Origin of the sequence: Pseudomonas sp. NY15356 (assembly GCF_048068175.1) — a bacterium.
GTDB lineage: Bacteria > Pseudomonadota > Gammaproteobacteria > Pseudomonadales > Pseudomonadaceae > Aquipseudomonas > Aquipseudomonas putida_K.
Map to the genome: position 1 here is coordinate 65,166 of NZ_JBLUPW010000009.1, position 16,175 is coordinate 81,340.

The following is a 16,175-nucleotide window of genomic DNA, read 5'->3' on the forward strand; positions in this document are numbered from 1 at the left end:
CCTTGATACCCCCACTCGCCGGCAAGCCGGCGATGGGTTCGGAACAGGCCTACACCGGTCTGTGCTAAAGTGGCCGGTTTTACAAGAACGAGATTCTGCTGCATGACCCCCGTCCTTCGCTTCATCAACCGCACCAGCCTGGTGACGCAGATTTGCATCGGCCTGGTGGCCGGTATCGCAATCGCTTTGCTGTCACCCGCCACGGCGATCACGCTGGGCTTCCTGGGCAAACTCTTCGTTTCAGCGCTCAAGGCCGTGGCGCCGATCCTGGTGTTCATTCTGGTAATGGCCTCGATCGCCAACCACAAGCACGGCCAGGAAACCCACATCCGCCCTATCCTGGTGCTGTACCTGCTCGGCACCTTCGCTGCCGCTGTGGTGGCCGTGGTCGCCAGCATGGCCTTCCCGTCCCAGTTGGCCCTGCGCGCCAGCGAAGCCGCGCTCACGGCACCGGGCGGCATCAGCGAGGTTCTGCAGAACCTGGTGCTCAGCGCCGTGGACAACCCGGTCAATGCCCTGTTGAACGGCAACTTCATCGGCATCCTGACCTGGGCCGTCGGCCTGGGCGTAGCGCTGCGCCACGCCGGCCAGACCACCCGCACCGTAGTGGAAGACCTGTCCAACGGCGTCACCCTGATCGTGCGCATGGTCATCCGCTTCGCGCCACTGGGGATCTTCGGCCTGGTGGCCGCGACCTTGGCCGAATCGGGCCTGGACGCCCTGCTCGGCTACGCGCACCTGTTGGCCGTGCTGATCGGTTGCATGCTGTTCGTGGCCCTGGTGGTCAACCCGCTCATCGTCTTCTGGAAGATCCGCCGCAACCCCTACCCATTGGTGCTGATGTGCCTGCGCGAAAGCGGCATCACCGCCTTCTTCACCCGCAGCTCGGCGGCCAACATCCCGGTCAACCTGGCCCTGTCGGAAAAGCTCGGCCTGCATGAGGACACCTACTCGGTATCGATCCCCCTGGGCGCGACCATCAACATGGCCGGCGCGGCGACCACCATCACCGTCCTCACCCTGGCTGCGGTGCACACCCTGGGCATTCCGGTGGACCTTCCCACCGCTGTGCTGCTCAGCGTAGTGGCGGCCGTGTGCGCCTGCGGCGCCTCGGGCGTGGCCGGCGGCTCGCTGCTGCTGATCCCACTGGCGTGCAGCCTGTTCGGCATTCCCAGCGAAGTCGCCATGCAGGTGGTGGCGGTCGGCTTCATCATCGGCGTGCTGCAGGATTCGGCAGAGACTGCGCTCAACTCATCCACCGACGTGCTGTTCACTGCCGCGGCCTGTATGGGCGAGGAGCGTCAGCGGGCCTGACGTGCCCACAGGCACACGCCTTCGGGCACTGCATCAAGGACGGATGCAGTGCCACACACTTCTACCTTGAGGCCAAGCGGCCGCATCCTGCGGGACCAATCGGCCATTTCAGATGGATGGACTGCCATCCTCCCCAAATTCGGCTGCGTAATTGGAGCCCGAGCGTTATCGTTGAGGCCTCACCTCAACTGCCAGGGAGGCAGCCATGACCACTCTTTTCCGCCTGAGCCTGATGCTGCTGATCGTCGGCATGATCCTGGGCGATATCGTGCTTGCCACTGTAGGGCTGTGCGGCGTGTGTGGCCTGGCTGTCTACAACACCATTCAGCAGGACGCGCAGGCAGAACCGCCGGCCGAGTCGGACTTTATTGCGTAACGGAACAGAAGAGAACCAGGGCAAGCCCATGAGGACGTCCGGCATCGCGACAGCGCCTTGTGCGGCTGTGCAATGGAGCCTGACGGCAAGCCCTGCTGCAAAATCGCAGGCATAAAAAAAGAGGCCATCAGGCCTCTTTTCCGGTGACCCTACAAGAACTTGAAGGATCGAATTTGGAGCGGGAAACGAGACTCGAACTCGCGACCCCGACCTTGGCAAGGTCGTGCTCTACCAACTGAGCTATTCCCGCGTCGTGATGGCTGCCATTTTAGCGATCTGCCAAACGACGTCAACCCCTTGATTCAAAAAAACTTTTACTTCTGCTCGGTGCCTTCGCGCAGGTGCGGCCAGGCAGCGACCAGGTAGTGGACCATCGACCACAGGGTCAGGCCCGCCGCGACCAGCAGCAGCCCATAGCCGAGCACCACCCAGGCGTTGAGCACCGGCGGGTTGGCGAGCAGGATCACCAGCGCCAGCATCTGCGCGGCGGTTTTCCATTTGCCGAGGTTGGACACCGCCACATGCGCCCTCGCCCCGAGCTCGGCCATCCACTCGCGCAGCGCCGAAACGACAATCTCGCGGCCGATGATCACCGCGGCCGGCAGAGTCAGCCAGAAGTTGGCATGCACCTGCACCAGCAACACCAGGGCCACCGCAACCATGAGTTTGTCTGCCACCGGGTCGAGGAAGGCGCCGAAGGGCGTGCTCTGCTGCAGGCGACGGGCCAGGTAGCCGTCGAGCCAGTCGGTGGCGGCAGCGATGGCGAACACCGTGCTGGCGGCGATATAGCTCCAGTGATAGGGCATATAGAACAACAGGATGAAGATCGGGATGAGCAGGACGCGAAGAACGGTGAGCAGGTTTGGAATATTCATCGGCACGACTGGCTGCAGGTTGAGGGTGGCATTCTACTCGCTATGCAGGCTGGCATAAATCGACTCGGCAAGCTTTTTACTGATGCCTGGCGCCTTGGCAATTTCGTCGATGCTGGCGCGGTTGAGTTCCTGCAGGCCGCCGAAATGTTTCAGCAGGTCGCGGCGGCGCTTGGGCCCTACCCCGGCTACATCCTCCAGGCTCGAGGTGCGACGGGCCTTGCCGCGGCGGGCACGGTGGCCGGTGATGGCGAAGCGGTGGGCTTCATCACGGATCTGCTGGATCAGGTGCAGCGCTGGGGAGTCACCCTTGAGGGTGAACTCATGAGCCACGTCGTTGAGGTACAGGGTTTCGAAACCAGCCTTGCGGGTCACGCCCTTGGCCACGCCAAGCAAGGTCAGGTCGGTCAGGGCCAGTTCCTGCATGACCTCGCGCGCCATGTTCAGCTGCCCCTTGCCGCCGTCCACCAGGAGCACATCCGGCAACTTGCCCTCGCCGTCCTTGATGCGTCCGAAGCGCCGGGTCAGCGCCTGGTGCATGGCAGCGTAGTCGTCGCCGGCAGTCACGCCCTCGATGTTGAAACGGCGGTAGTCGGACTTGAGCGGGCCCTCGGGGCCGAACACCACGCAGCTGGCCACGGTGGCCTCGCCGCTGGAATGGCTGATGTCATAGCACTCCAGGCGTTGGGGCACTTCGTCCAGGCCCAGCACCTGGGCCAGGGCCTCGAAGCGGGCAGCCATATGCTGGCGGTTGGCCAGGCGAGCGTTGAGGGCTTGCTCGGCATTGGTGACCGCCAATTGCTGCCAGCGAGCCCGCGTGCCACGTACCCGATGGCTGATGGCCAGCTCACGGCCCCGCAGGGTCTGCACGGCCTCGGCGAGGGCGTTAAAGTCCTCGTGGGTCACGTTGACGATCAGCTCGCCTGGCAGTTCACGTTCGGCATTACCCAGGTAGTACTGCGACAGGAAGGCGGCCATCACCTCGGCCACGTCTTCCTCGATACCCACTTGGGGGAAGAAGTTCTTGCTGCCCAGTACCCGCCCGCCCCGCACGCTGATCAGGTGCACGCAGGCACCGCCCGGGTTGACGAAGGCGGCCACCACGTCAACGTCGCCCGAGCCACCTTCCATGTACTGCTGATCCTGGACACGGCGCAGCAAGGCGATCTGGTCGCGCAGTTCGGCCGCCCGCTCGAAGTTCAGGGCCATGGCGGCCTTTTCCATTTCCGCATTGAGCTCGTTGCCCAGCTGCTGGCTGCGGCCTTCGAGGAACATCACCGAATGGCGCACGTCCTCGGCGTACTCCTCTGGCGCCACCAGCCCCACGCATGGGCCCTTGCACCGCTTGATCTGGTACTGCAAGCACGGCCGGGTGCGGTTGGCGTAGTAGCTGTCCTCGCATTGGCGCACCGAGAAGGCCTTTTGCAGCAGGCTCAGGCTTTCGCGGATGGCGCCGGCGCTGGGGTATGGGCCGAAGTAGCGCCCCTTGGCTTTCTTGGCGCCACGGTGAATGCCCAGGCGTGGGAATTGGCCGTCAGACAAGAACACGTAGGGGTAGGATTTATCGTCGCGCAGCAGAATGTTGTAGGGCGGCCGCCACTCCTTGATCAGTGTCTGCTCCAGCAGCAACGCCTCGGTCTCGTTGGCGGTGATGGTGGTCTCGACCTGGGCGATGCGCCCCACCAGTGCAGCGGTCTTGGGCGCCAGGCCGGTCTTGCGGAAGTAGCTGGCCAGGCGCTTCTTGAGGTTCTTGGCCTTGCCCACGTAGAGCAGCCGCGCCTCGGCGTCGAACATCCGGTAGACACCGGGGCGACCGCTGCAGGTCGCCAGGAAGGCGCTGGCATCGAAGAGTTGTGACATGAAGGTTTACAGGTTCGCGTCAACCATACCGTGGCGAACGGCCAGCAAGGTCAGTTCGACGTCGCTGGTGACCGAGAGTTTTTCGAAGATCCGATAACGGTAAGTATTGACGGTCTTGGGCGACAGGCACAACTTGTCCGAGATGATCTGCACCTTCTGGCAGCCGACGATCATCAAGGCGATCTGGATCTCCCGCTCCGACAGCGCATCGAACGGCGAGCCCTGGGGCTGGAACGACTTGAGCGCCAATTGCTGGGCGATCTGCGGGCTAATATAGCGCTGCCCGGCAAAAGTCAGGCGGATGGCCTGGACCATTTCATCCAGGCCCGCGCCCTTGGTCAGGTAGCCGGCAGCGCCGGCCTGCATCAGGCGGGTGGGGAACGGGTCGTCCTCGCACACGGTCACCGCGACTACCTTGATGTCCGGATGGCTGCGCAACAGCTTGCGGGTCGCCTCCAGGCCGCCGATCCCTGGCATTTTCACGTCCATGAGGACTACGTCCGGCTTCAGCTCGCGAGCCAGCTTGAGCGCCGACTCGCCGGAATCCGCCTCACCTACTACCTGCAAGCCGTCGATATCGGCCAACATGCGGGTGATGCCAGTACGCACCAGATCGTGATCATCGACCACCAAGACCCTAATCAAGCAGACACCTCGTCAATGGGGCGATTGGATCCCGCCACCTTAACAAACTTTCCCGCCGCTAACCTAGTTCGAAAAGTGCCTGCCGGTCCATCTTGCGCATTCTCGGCGCTTCTCGCTCACCCACCTCGACGGACAGGCGGCTCAACAGATGTCGTACCGCGGCCTGGTCTGCCTCGGGCAGGCGCCGGAAGATCCCCAGCAGGCGGTCTTCCTCGAGGGTGAGGCTGGCCAGGGGAGCAGGCGTATGCACACCGCTGAGCACGTAGAGGGCATCCACGCCTCGGTTCGCCAAGGCAGCCAGATAGTCGACCCGAGGCGTACGCTCGCCGCTTTCATACTTGCCTTGGGCATTGGGCTCGACGCCGCCGATCTCGCCGAACACCCGTTGGGTCAGCCCCAGACGCTCACGCTCCTCCCGCAGGCGCGGGCCAAATCCATTCATGCGACTCCCTTCCTCTTGTCCTTCGACTACGATGCAGCGCGACCTTCGAGTGAATGGTCGACAACCCAGATGGCACTATGCCTTTTAGGATCCAATCTGTGCAAGCCATCGTTGGGCTATCAGTCAGAAATTGCCCGACCAGTCAGCCACCAATCGTGCGCTGCATCCGGACGAAGCATTCGTCCTCGCCCATTTCGACGAAGCCGTGCCGGCTGTACAACCTACGGGCCGGGTTGCTGCGGAACACCATCAGCCGCAGCAATGGCAGGTGCCGCTGGGCCGTCCAGCCGGCCAAGGTCTCCAGCACCCAGCCACCTACGCCTTGGCCACGGTATTCAGGCAGCAAGTGCAGCTCGCGGATGAACAAGGCCTGGCGATCCTGGCTGAGGCTGCAGTAGCCCAGCAGGCGCTTCCCCTCCACCACCAGCCATTGCTCGCGCCAGTGCCAGGCTTCGTCGAAGGCTTCCTCGATCCACAGCAAGTCGAACTCGCGGTAGTAAGGCAGCATGGCCCGACGGGTCAGGTCCCGGGCGAAGGTGCAATGGGCATCGCTGGCCGGGGTCAGTTCAAAGGGCATCGGCAGCCTTCTCCCATGACGGCTAGTGGGCGTAGCACACCGGCGAGCTACCCGGCCCACGACGCTCCAGCTCATCCTCCAGCCAGGCGGCCAGCACCTGGGCATTGTTGTGCTCGGTGTCCTTGCCCGCATACAGCAGGGTCAGAGGCCCTTTTGCAGCAAGGTCCAGCAGCGGGTACCAATGCTCGGGGTGGGCGGCCAGTTCCTGCTGGTAGCGTTCGGTGAAGCCGGCAAAATCGACCTCGCCATGATGGAACGCCTTGCGCAAGGCATCGGAGGGCGCCACCTCTTTGGCCCATTGACCGTGCAGGTCCTCCTTGCGCTTGTTGCGCGGCCACAGGCGATCGACCAGCACCCGCTGGCCGTCGCCATCCTCGATCGGGTCATAGACACGCTTGCAGCGGATCATCGTGTTCTCCTGGGCCATTCTTTCCTGACAAGCCTAGGGCGAACATTGACCGAGGTCACGCGCAGGCATGGGCTGTGAGGGAAATTGTGCAGCATCTGTGCGAGAGCGGCCTTGCGCCGCGATCAAGGGCGAAGCCCTTGCCAGGCGACGGTGATTAGCCGGCCTGGCCTGATCGCGGGACAAGTCCACTCCCGCGGGGCTGTATACCCAGGGGCTGGGCTCAGCCTGGGATGGTCAGGCCTCGCTGCACAGCGGGGCGCGCGAGGAAGTTGGCCAGCACGCGCTGGACGTCCTTGAACTCGTCGAAATGCACCAGTTCCCGGGCGTTGTAGCGCTCAACCAGGTTGCGCACCCACGGGAAGATCGCGATATCGGCGATGCTGTATTCGTCCACCATCCATTCTCGGCCGTTCAGATGCCGGTCGAGCACGCCCAGCAGGCGCCTCGACTCGTTGACGTAGCGGTCCCGAGGGCGCTTGTCTTCGTACGCCTTGCCAGCGAAGAAATGGAAGAAGCCCACCTGGCCGAACATCGGCCCGATGCCGCCCATCTGGAACATCAGCCACTGAATCGTCTGGTAGCGGGTCGCCGGGTCCTGGCTGAGCAGTTGGCCGGTCTTCTCGGCCAGGTACTGCAGGATCGCCCCAGACTCGAACAACGGCAAAGGTTGGCCACCCGGCCCGTTAGGATCGAGGATGGCAGGGATCTTGTTGTTCGCGCTCAAGGAGATGAACTCGGGGCTCATCTGCTCGTCGTTGTCGAAACTGACCTTGTGCGCCTCGTAGGCCAGGCCGATCTCCTCCAGCATGATCGATACCTTGACACCGTTGGGCGTGGGCAGTGAGTACAGCTGCAGGCGCTCGGGATGCTGCGCCGGCCATTTGCGGGTAATGGGGAATGCGCCGAGATCGGTCATGGGTCAACCCTTGGGAGAAATGGACCTATCACTCTAGAACCAACCCGCCGCGCCGGCTACTTCCCCGTACAGTCACGCCTGGCCGTGGGCCTTGAGCTTGAGTTTCTCGGTATCCACCCGGACGAACAGCGAGTCGGCGGTGACGGTCAGCACGTCACCAGCCCAAACCTCGCAGACAACCCGGCTCTTGCGCCCTACCTCACCTTCCACCCGGGCCTTGAGCAGCAGCTCGACGCCCATCGGGGTGGGCTTGAGGTAGGTCAGGTTGAGCGTGCCGGTGACGCAGTCGATGCGCGGCAGGCTGCCTGGCTCGCGCCCTTCGGCACGGTAGTGGTAGGCCATGGCGGTCCAGTTGGAATGGCAGTCCACCAGCATGGCCAGCAGGCCACCATAGACCAGGCCCGGCCAACCGATGAAACCGCTGTCGGGGGAATGCCGGCACAGCAGGTGGATACCGTCGGCGTCCCAATGGCTTTTCAGGTGCAGGCCGCTGGGATGGGAGCAACCGCAGCCGAAGCACGTGCCTTCCGGGGCCGCCAGCTCCTGCAAAGAGAGAGCTTGTTCGTTCATACGCTTCCTGTGCTTGTTGAAGTGGGAAGGACATCGCCGCCGATGGTAGCGCCCTGCCCCGGTGCCCGCCAATGCCCTTTCCGGCCGGGCCGCCCCTGACGCTCCAGCCCCTTCCCGGCCAGCACTCGATCGCTATATAGTTGACGCCATAACGATACCCACCCAGCAAGGACCACCCCATGCGCATCCGCCTACCGTTCCTGGCTACCAGTGCCTTGGCCAGCCTGATCACCTGCAACAGCGCCTGGGCCGACGACGTCCAGGTGGCTGTAGCGGCCAACTTTACAGCGCCCATCCAGGCCATCGCCAAGGCCTTCGAGCAAGACACCGGCCACAAGCTGGTGGCCGCCTATGGCGCCACGGGTCAGTTCTATGCGCAGATCCGCAACGGTGCTCCGTTCGACGTGTTCCTCGCCGCCGATGACAGCACCCCGGCCAAGCTCGAGCAGGAAAAGCGCATCGTTCCCGGCTCCCGCTTCACCTATGCCATCGGCACCCTGGCGCTGTGGTCGGCCAAGCCCGGCTATGTGGACGCGCAAGGCGCAGTCCTGAAGATCGGCGACTACCGGCACCTGTCCATCGCCAACCCCAAGACCGCGCCCTACGGCCTGGCCGCCACCCAGGTGCTCGACAAGCTCGGCCTCGCCGAAGCCACCCGACCCAAGCTGGTGGAGGGCCAGAACATCACCCAGGCGTTCCAGTTCGTCTCCACCGGCAATGCCGAACTGGGCTTCGTGGCCCTGTCGCAGGTCTACAAGGATGGCAAGGTGCAGAGCGGCTCGGCGTGGATCGTCCCGGCGCAAATGCACGACCCGATCCGCCAGGACGCGGTGATCCTCGATAAAGGCAAGAACAACCCGGCCGCCAAAGCCTTGGTCGACTACCTCAAGAGCCCGAAGGCAGTCGCGGTGATCAAATCCTATGGGTATGACATCTGATGCCATTGGACGCCACTGACCTGGGCGCGATCTGGCTGACGCTCAAGCTGGCCAGCCTGACCACCGTGATCCTGCTGGTGCTGGGTACGCCGATCGCCTGGTGGCTGGCGCGTACCCGTTCGTGGCTGCGCGGGCCGATCGGGGCCGTGGTGGCCCTGCCCCTGGTACTGCCACCGACCGTGATCGGCTTCTACCTGCTGATCGCCCTCGGCCCCCACGGCTGGATCGGCCAGGCGACCGAGGCCGTGGGCCTGGGCAGCGTGGTGTTCAGCTTTGCAGGGCTGGTGATCGGCTCGGTGGTGTATTCCATGCCGTTCGTGGTGCAGCCTTTGCAAAACGCCTTCAGCGCCATCGGCCAGCGGCCGCTGGAGGTGGCCGCGACCCTGCGCGCCAGCCCCTGGGACACCTTCATCCATGTGGTACTGCCGCTGGCCAGGCCCGGCTTCGTCACCGCCAGTGTCCTGGGCTTCGCCCATACCGTAGGCGAGTTCGGCGTGGTGCTGATGATCGGCGGCAACATCCCCGACAAGACCCGCGTGGTCTCGGTACAGATCTTCGATCACGTCGAGGCCATGGCCTACCCGCAGGCCCACTGGCTGGCCGGTGTCATGCTGGTGTTCTCGTTCCTGGTGCTGCTGACGCTCTATGCCGGGCGCCGTGGCAAGGCAGGCTGGAGCTGACATGCACCCATCGATCCTGGCGCGCCTGAAGCTGGCGCGCGGCGACTTCACCCTGGATGTCGACCTGCACCTGCCCGGGCGCGGCGTCAGCGCGCTGTTCGGCCACTCCGGCTCGGGCAAGACCTCCTGCCTGCGCTGCCTGGCCGGGCTGGAGCGAGCCGACGGCTATATCGAGGTCAATGGCGACGTCTGGCAGGACAGCGCCAGCGGCTTTTTCCTGGCACCGCACAAACGGCCGCTGGGCTATGTATTCCAGGAAGCCAGCCTGTTCCCCCACCTGTCGGTGCGTGGCAACCTGGAATTCGGCTGGCGACGTATCGACCGAGACGGACGCAAGGTCAGCCTGGCCCATGCCTGCGACCTGCTGGGTATCGGCGAGCTGCTCGAGCGCCGGCCGGCGACGCTGTCGGGGGGGGAGGCGCAACGGGTCGGCATTGCCCGCGCCTTGCTCGCCAGCCCCCGCCTGCTGCTGATGGATGAGCCGCTCGCGGCACTGGATGCGCCGCGCAAACGCGAGATCCTGCCCTATCTGGAACGCTTGCACGATGAACTGGAGATCCCGCTGGTCTATGTCAGCCATGCCCAGGATGAAGTGGCGCGCCTGGCCGACCACTTGGTGTTGCTGGAGCAGGGCCGCGCCCTGGCCTGCGGCCCGGTCGGCGAAACCCTGGCGCGCCTGGACCTGCCCCTCGCCCAGGGCGAAGACGCCGGCGTGGTGCTCGAAGGCGTCGTGGTCGGCCATGATGCGCATTACCAATTGTTCGATGTGCGTCTGCACGGCAGCGACGGGCCGCTGCTACGCATCGCACACCCTGCGCTCACCCTTGGCAAGCCGCTGCGCCTGAAAGTGCAGGCCCGCGACGTGAGCCTGGCGCTGGGTGCCGACCATGCATCCAGCATCCTCAACCGCCTGCCGGTGCGTATCCGCGAATGCCGCCCGGCGGACAATCCGGCGCACGTCCTGGTGAGCCTCGATGCCTCTGGCAGCCCGTTGTTGGCACGTATCACCCGCTATTCGGCCGACCACCTCGACCTGCACCCAGGCCAGATGCTGTGGGCGCAGATCAAGTCGGTGGCGCTGCTGGGCTGAGCAATGGCCTGGGGGCCGTTGTCCATTGATCTGTGACCGTTCGATGGACAACCGCCCATGCTCGATTGCCCGCTGCCTGCAGCGCTTCATTACGTAGACGACAGCCAACCTGGCCTGAGCCGGCGCCGCTGGCGCGACCGCTTCCATTATTTCGACACCGAAGGCCAGCGCATACGTGACGCCCAGACCCTCGCCCGCATCGCCGCCCTGGCGATACCACCGGCCTACACCCAGGTATGGATCTGCCCCGACCCTCAGGGCCATCTGCAAGCCACCGGCCGCGATGCCCGCGGGCGCAAGCAGTATCGCTACCACCCGCAATGGCGGGCACTGCGCGACCAGCACAAATATGACCGCATGCTGGCCTTCGCCCAGGTACTGCCCGACCTGCGTCGGCAGCTGGAACAGCATCTGGCGCGGCCTGGCCTGGATCGGGAGAGGGTCATGGCCCTGGTGGTCAGCCTGCTCGACAGTACCTTGATTCGTATCGGCAACCGGCAATACCTGAAAGAGAACAAGTCGTATGGGTTGACCACCCTGCGCAACCGCCACGTCAGTGTCGAGGGCAGTACCATACGCTTTCAGTTCCGAGGCAAACGGGGCGTCGAGCACAATGTCAGCTTGCGTGACCGGCGCCTGGCGCGGCTGATCAAGCGCTGCCTGGATCTGCCTGGGCAAACGCTCTTCCAATACCTGGACGAAAACGGCCAGCGCCATGCGGTGGGGTCGAGCGAGGTCAACCAGTTCCTGCAGCAGCTGACCGGTGCCGACTTCACCGCCAAGGATTACCGCACCTGGGCAGGTAGCGTCCTGGCCCTGGACCTGTTGCGCCCCCTGGCCTGGGAGTCGGAAAGCGAAGCCCGGCGCCAGGTCGCGGCGATTGTCCGACAGGTAGCTGCACGCCTGGGCAATACACCCGCGGTCTGTCGGCGCTGCTACATTCACCCCGCCGTGCTCGACCATTACCAGCAGGGGCGGCTGGCCGCCTTGCCACGGGTCAAGCCTCGCCGGGGGCTGGAGCCTGAGGAGGCGTCATTGCTACTTTTCCTACAGGCGTTAACGAAATAAACGCTTATTGTATTGCTCTATTTACTCTATCTAGCAGAGAAATTTCCCATCTGGCCGCCAGCCCCCTATCCTTGCCATCGAGCGCCTTCGCCGCATCACCTTACGGTTGGTTTCGGCACCTGCGACTGAAGACAAGTAACAGAATTTATCTGCGGGGGAATTACTCTTCGCCGAAAGCGTCTTTAATGAGAAGGAAGAGGGACCAGCTCCCACCGCTGCGGTAAAAGGCCGCGCGGACTACATCATCACCAAGGAGAACTACATGCTGATACTCACCCGCAAGGTTGGCGAAAGCATCGTCATTGACGATGACATCAAAGTCACCATTCTGGGAGTCAAAGGGATGCAAGTGAGGATCGGTATCGATGCACCAAAGGATGTCCAGGTCCATCGCGAAGAGATCTTCAAACGCATCCAGGCAGGCAACCCGGCCCCGGAGAAAAACGACGACCAGCACTGACCGCCCTTGCCTCGAGCCGCACGGATGCGCTTGACCATTCGGCCCGCCCACGCGGGGTAGCGCCTCAGGTGCCCAGTAGTTCGCGTACCTTGGCGATCATCCTGTCCATGTCGAACGGTTTGTCGAATACCGCGTCGAACAACTCGGGGCAAATACGCCCCTGGTTGGCCTGCGCGCCGCTCATGAGAATCACCGGCAGGTCTGCCAGTTGCAGTTCATCGCGAATCGCCCTGACCAGCTCCTCGCCATTGAGCAAGGGCATCATGTAGTCGGTGATCACCAACTCCACGCGTTTTTCCTTCAGCGCATCCAGGGCCTTGCAGCCATTGCTCGCCTTTTCCACCAGAAAGCCCTCGTCCTCCAAGGCAAACCCGAGGATGTCGGCTATCAGGTATTCGTCATCGACGATCAGGATCGTGTTCATCGCGCTATACCATCAGTCACTCCCCGAGGGTACGGGCGTGCCCGACAGCACCCCGCTGGCACCTTCGAAGGCCTTGTGCAGGAAAATGCCCTGCGGGCCCATGCGCAGCTCATGCAACGCCGGGTCGTGATGGCTGTCGCGCACCTTGAGGACCGAAACCATGCGCCGCAGCCGGGAGTCCAGCTCGACGAAACGCATCAGCAACAGATTGTCGACAATGCTCGAAAGGTCCGGGGCGGGCGCGGTGATCTCGGAACCGAAGATATCGCGCATTTCCCAAGTCGCCAGGACACTCACGTCCCGCGCTCGCAACTCGCCCATCAAGGCACGGAAGAAGGCATTGAGCCGGGCCGGATCGATAGCCAAGCGGCTGAAGGCACCCAGGCTGTCGATCACCACCCGCTGCGCCCCCAGCAGCTCGACACGCCGAAGCAAGTGCGCCCCGAGTTGATCGAGCAACCCCTCGGTGGTGGTCTGCCAACAAAGCTCCAGGGCTTTCTCGCGCTCGAGCCGCGCGAAATCGTACCCCAGCGCCGTGGCTTTCAAGCCCAGCCGGGCAGGTGTTTCGTAGAAACCGAAATGCAGGCCCGGCGCTTGCGCGGTCGAGGCAGACAAAAACGCCAGGCCCAGGGAGGTCTTGCCGATACCCGATGGCCCCATCACCAGGCTTACCGAACCCTGGCCCACGCCGCCGCCGAGCATTTCGTCGAGCGTGGTGCTGCCGGTGGACACCCGGGTGAAGGTGGCCGAGCCCGGATGGCTGGGATGGCTGTACAGCGCCTCCAGACGTGGGAAGACCTGCAACCCACCCTGGTCGATCAGGCATTCATGCAAGCCCGACAACGCGCCGCTTCCCCGCGTCTTGCGCAGCTGGATCTGGCGCACCGCACGGCTGCCCACCAACTGCTCGCTCAATTCGAGCACGCCATCGACCATGGTGTGCTCGGGGCTGCCCTCCTGGAGGCGAGCACTGGTCAGCAGTAGCACGGTGCACCCGGCGAATGCCGCGTGCCCTTGCAGTTCCGAGACGAACTTCTTGGTATCGAGGCTGGTTTCCGCGCGCACGCGGGCATTGAGCAGACCATCGACGATCAACAGGCTGGCTTGCTGGCGGGCGATTTCCTGGCGCAACAGCCGCACCACCGCATCCAGACCCTCTTGCTCGAGGGTATCGAATGCGCTGACGAACTGGATCTGGTCACCGACCAGGGCCGGGTCGAAGAACGCCAGGGTAGACAGGTATTGGAACAAGCGCTCGTGGGATTCGCTGAGCAACGTCGCCACCAGCACTCGGCCACCGCTTCGCACATGGCTACACGCCAGCTGGTTGGCCAGGATGGTCTTGCCTGCCCCTGGCGGCCCCTGGACGATATAGGACGCTCCCGCCAACAGGCCGCCCTTGAGCAGTATGTCCAGCCCTTCGATGCCCGTCGCCAGGCGCTTGAGTGGTTCTGCCATGGGTCGTTACCCGTTGTGGTCGAGGTCGATGGCGCCTGGGCAGGCGGGCAGGTAGAGGGTCATGCAGGTCCCCTCGCCCACTTGGCTGGCCACGCAGATGGCGCCGTTGCTCTGCCTGGCGAATCCATAGGCCTGGCTCAAGCCAAGGCCGGTGCCCTTGCCAAAGGGCTTGGTGGAGAAAAACGGCTCGAAGATCCGTGGCAATACCTTCGGGTCGATGCCTTCGCCGGTGTCTCGCACGTCGAAGCGAACGAAACGACCGTGCAGGCCTTCCACCTCGCCGGCCAGTTCGACGCAGCTCACCTCCAGCACGATGCGCCCTTCGTTGCCGGTCGCATCCCGGGCATTGAACAGCAGGTTGAGCAACACCATCTGCAACTGCGCGACATCCACCTCGATCAGCGGCAGGTCGGGCTGCAGGCACTCTTGCAATTCGATGCCCGGCGGCAGCCCATGATGCAGAAGACCTCGGGTGGAGGCGATCAGTTCAGCCGGGGCGACGCGTGTGGCACTCAATTGCCGGTGGCGGGCGAAGGTCAGCAGTTGCCGGGTGAGCTGGGTGCCCCGCTCACCGGCGCTGACGATATGCTCGAGCAGCCGCCGGACCCGTTGCAGATCCTGGCTGCCCTGGGCCAACCGGGCAGCACCTAGGATGATGGTGAGCAGGTTGTTGAAGTCGTGGGCCAGGCCACCGGTGAGCTGGCCGAGAGCTTCGAGTTTCTGGGCCTGGAACAGCTGGGCGCGGATGGCATCGAGCTGCAGGGACGACTCGCGGCGGTCGGTGATATCGCGGGTTACCTTGGCCAGGCCGACGATCTGCCCATTCTCGTCGCGAATCACATCCAGGGCCGCCAGCGCCCAGAACTGACTGCCGTCCTTGCGTACCCGCCAGCCTTCGTCTTGGGCCACGCCTTGCTCCAGGGCTTGGCGCAGCAGTTGCTGCGGGCGGCCATCGGCACGGTCCTGGGGTGTGAAGAACATCGAGAAATGCTGGCCGATGACCTCGTCGGCACGGTAGCCCTTGATCCGCTCGGCACCTGTGTTCCAGGACACCACCACGCCCGACGGGTCGAGCATGTAGATGGCATAGTCCACGACCGACTGAACCAGCTGCTCGTAGCGGTTAGGTGGCATTTCCGGGCGAGAGGGACTGTCGGGTAAAACCATGCAAGCTCCGCGGGCACTACCAAGGCCACCCACTGAGCGTAGTCAAAAGTCCCGGTCTCTCATAGCACCGGCTGCAGATTCGTCAGATTTCTCGCTCGATCACCTTGGGGCCGAGACGCCGAGGCATCGCGACCTTGAGCAGCCACAGGCAGACCAGCACGATCACTGCGCCGCCCGCCAACGCCAAGGTGCGCTGTGGCTGTGGGTGCAGACCATCGAAGCCCAGCATCAGCAGGTACCCACCCAGCGCCGCCAGGCTCAGGTAGAGAAAAATGGCCAGCAAGTAGACCTGGGCGAACACTAATCGCCAGAACAGTTTTGGCCGCACGACGCGGGTGTTCGCGGGAGAGGGCGTCACGGAGGTCATGTCGAAGGCTCATTGGATCCTATGACTGGAACAGTGGCGTAATGACAGCAGTGTGTCAATTGCCCTATAGTCCACCCGCCGCCGGCCAGCCAAGGAAGACCATGCCCGCCAACCATCGAATGCAATGCTTGCAGGAGGACCTGCAGCGTACGGCTACGCAGCTCGAAGAGGTCTGTCGCGGGCTTGCCGGCCATGTCCGCTATCTGCACCACACGATGCATGGCAACGATGCCAAGGTGATGGACGGCCATACCCGAGGCCTACTCACCTCGGCCTGGAACCTACGCGAGATCGCCAAATCGATTACCCCCTGAAATAAGGGGTATGGTTGACTCGTCTATAACGATGGGTTATAAAGCGCGCTTGATTGCCAGGCCCTTCCACCTTGGAAGCGCGCCGGTCGCAAGACCCTTTCAAGCGTGCGAGTGTGGTGGAATTGGTATACACAGCAGACTTAAAATCTGTCGGCGTGAGCCTTGCGGGTTCGAGTCCCGCCACTCGCACCATCTCATTCTGAAAAGGCGCCCTGGTGGCGCCTTTTT

The 16,175-nt window shown here is 63.7% G+C and carries 20 protein-coding genes and 2 tRNA genes; 9 read left to right on the forward strand and 13 right to left on the reverse strand.

Annotated elements, in window-relative coordinates; translation table 11 throughout:
- The first annotated feature begins 102 nt into the window (after window positions 1-102).
- Both sstT and ACNFCI_RS09565 read left to right on the forward strand, forming a co-directional pair.
- On the forward strand, window positions 103-1,314 hold the full coding sequence (gene sstT, locus ACNFCI_RS09560; protein ID WP_084855631.1) for a serine/threonine transporter SstT: 1,212 nt from the start codon (window positions 103-105) through the stop codon (window positions 1,312-1,314).
- A gap of 205 nt (window positions 1,315-1,519) precedes the next feature.
- Complete coding sequence (locus ACNFCI_RS09565; protein WP_324812703.1) at window positions 1,520-1,690, forward strand: hypothetical protein; 171 nt, start codon at window positions 1,520-1,522, stop codon at window positions 1,688-1,690.
- 174 nt (window positions 1,691-1,864) lie between these two features.
- Here ACNFCI_RS09565 and ACNFCI_RS09570 read toward each other — a convergent pair.
- From ACNFCI_RS09570 to ACNFCI_RS09610, 9 genes are all read right to left on the reverse strand, one after another.
- Window positions 1,865-1,940, reverse strand: a tRNA-Gly gene (locus ACNFCI_RS09570).
- A 64-nt stretch (window positions 1,941-2,004) separates the two neighbouring features.
- Window positions 2,005-2,565 (reverse strand): CDP-diacylglycerol--glycerol-3-phosphate 3-phosphatidyltransferase, encoded by a 561-nt coding sequence (gene pgsA, locus ACNFCI_RS09575; RefSeq protein WP_084855632.1) that lies wholly within the window; start codon window positions 2,563-2,565, stop codon window positions 2,005-2,007.
- A 33-nt stretch (window positions 2,566-2,598) separates the two neighbouring features.
- The gene (gene uvrC / locus ACNFCI_RS09580; RefSeq protein ID WP_084855633.1) at window positions 2,599-4,422 is read right to left on the reverse strand and encodes an excinuclease ABC subunit UvrC; all 1,824 of its coding nucleotides are present in this window, start codon (window positions 4,420-4,422) and stop codon (window positions 2,599-2,601) included.
- 6 nt (window positions 4,423-4,428) lie between these two features.
- Window positions 4,429-5,067, reverse strand: a complete 639-nt coding sequence (uvrY, locus tag ACNFCI_RS09585; RefSeq protein WP_084855634.1) for a UvrY/SirA/GacA family response regulator transcription factor — start codon at window positions 5,065-5,067, stop codon at window positions 4,429-4,431.
- A gap of 58 nt (window positions 5,068-5,125) precedes the next feature.
- Window positions 5,126-5,509, reverse strand: coding sequence for a helix-turn-helix domain-containing protein (locus ACNFCI_RS09590; RefSeq protein ID WP_324812708.1), 384 nt, complete (start codon window positions 5,507-5,509; stop codon window positions 5,126-5,128).
- 142 nt (window positions 5,510-5,651) lie between these two features.
- Window positions 5,652-6,086, reverse strand: coding sequence for a GNAT family N-acetyltransferase (locus ACNFCI_RS09595; protein WP_084855636.1), 435 nt, complete (start codon window positions 6,084-6,086; stop codon window positions 5,652-5,654).
- A 22-nt stretch (window positions 6,087-6,108) separates the two neighbouring features.
- Window positions 6,109-6,495: a DUF488 domain-containing protein gene (locus tag ACNFCI_RS09600; RefSeq protein WP_084855637.1), complete on the reverse strand. Its 387-nt coding sequence runs from the start codon at window positions 6,493-6,495 to the stop codon at window positions 6,109-6,111.
- 220 nt (window positions 6,496-6,715) lie between these two features.
- Window positions 6,716-7,411, reverse strand: coding sequence for a glutathione S-transferase N-terminal domain-containing protein (locus ACNFCI_RS09605; protein ID WP_084855638.1), 696 nt, complete (start codon window positions 7,409-7,411; stop codon window positions 6,716-6,718).
- 72 nt (window positions 7,412-7,483) lie between these two features.
- On the reverse strand, window positions 7,484-7,981 hold the full coding sequence (locus tag ACNFCI_RS09610; protein WP_084855639.1) for a PaaI family thioesterase: 498 nt from the start codon (window positions 7,979-7,981) through the stop codon (window positions 7,484-7,486).
- 179 nt (window positions 7,982-8,160) lie between these two features.
- Between ACNFCI_RS09610 and modA the strand changes: the two genes are divergently transcribed.
- The 5 genes from modA to csrA all read left to right on the forward strand — a co-directional run bounded on the left by modA (window position 8,161) and on the right by csrA (window position 12,217).
- Window positions 8,161-8,919 carry a molybdate ABC transporter substrate-binding protein gene (gene modA, locus ACNFCI_RS09615; protein ID WP_324815415.1) on the forward strand — a complete coding sequence of 253 codons (759 nt, stop codon included), beginning with the start codon at window positions 8,161-8,163 and terminating at the stop codon, window positions 8,917-8,919.
- Window positions 8,919-9,599, forward strand: a complete 681-nt coding sequence (gene modB / locus ACNFCI_RS09620) for a molybdate ABC transporter permease subunit (RefSeq protein WP_368829119.1) — start codon at window positions 8,919-8,921, stop codon at window positions 9,597-9,599. Before modA ends, modB begins: the two co-directional genes overlap by 1 nt.
- A gap of 1 nt (window position 9,600) precedes the next feature.
- Window positions 9,601-10,689, forward strand: coding sequence for a molybdenum ABC transporter ATP-binding protein (gene modC, locus ACNFCI_RS09625; protein ID WP_368829120.1), 1,089 nt, complete (start codon window positions 9,601-9,603; stop codon window positions 10,687-10,689).
- A 57-nt stretch (window positions 10,690-10,746) separates the two neighbouring features.
- A complete protein-coding gene (locus ACNFCI_RS09630; protein ID WP_324815424.1) occupies window positions 10,747-11,757 on the forward strand; it encodes a DNA topoisomerase IB in 1,011 nt (336 codons plus the stop codon).
- 262 nt (window positions 11,758-12,019) lie between these two features.
- Entirely contained in the window at window positions 12,020-12,217 is a 198-nt protein-coding gene (csrA, locus tag ACNFCI_RS09635; protein ID WP_043211735.1) for a carbon storage regulator CsrA, read from the forward strand.
- A 64-nt stretch (window positions 12,218-12,281) separates the two neighbouring features.
- Here csrA and ACNFCI_RS09640 read toward each other — a convergent pair whose 3' ends face one another.
- From ACNFCI_RS09640 to ACNFCI_RS09655, 4 genes are all read right to left on the reverse strand, one after another.
- A complete protein-coding gene (locus tag ACNFCI_RS09640) occupies window positions 12,282-12,641 on the reverse strand; it encodes a response regulator (protein WP_084855644.1) in 360 nt (119 codons plus the stop codon).
- A 12-nt stretch (window positions 12,642-12,653) separates the two neighbouring features.
- On the reverse strand, window positions 12,654-14,099 hold the full coding sequence (locus ACNFCI_RS09645; RefSeq protein ID WP_368829121.1) for an ATPase domain-containing protein: 1,446 nt from the start codon (window positions 14,097-14,099) through the stop codon (window positions 12,654-12,656).
- A 6-nt stretch (window positions 14,100-14,105) separates the two neighbouring features.
- Entirely contained in the window at window positions 14,106-15,266 is a 1,161-nt protein-coding gene (locus ACNFCI_RS09650; protein ID WP_416767874.1) for a two-component system sensor histidine kinase NtrB, read from the reverse strand.
- An 82-nt stretch (window positions 15,267-15,348) separates the two neighbouring features.
- Window positions 15,349-15,624 (reverse strand): hypothetical protein, encoded by a 276-nt coding sequence (locus ACNFCI_RS09655; protein WP_411969635.1) that lies wholly within the window; start codon window positions 15,622-15,624, stop codon window positions 15,349-15,351.
- 110 nt (window positions 15,625-15,734) lie between these two features.
- Here ACNFCI_RS09655 and ACNFCI_RS09660 point away from each other — a divergent pair, with 110 nt between their 5' ends.
- The gene (locus ACNFCI_RS09660; protein WP_143515179.1) at window positions 15,735-15,947 is read left to right on the forward strand and encodes a hypothetical protein; all 213 of its coding nucleotides are present in this window, start codon (window positions 15,735-15,737) and stop codon (window positions 15,945-15,947) included.
- 107 nt (window positions 15,948-16,054) lie between these two features.
- Window positions 16,055-16,139 (forward strand) — tRNA-Leu (locus tag ACNFCI_RS09665).
- Window positions 16,140-16,175: the final 36 nt, after the last annotated feature.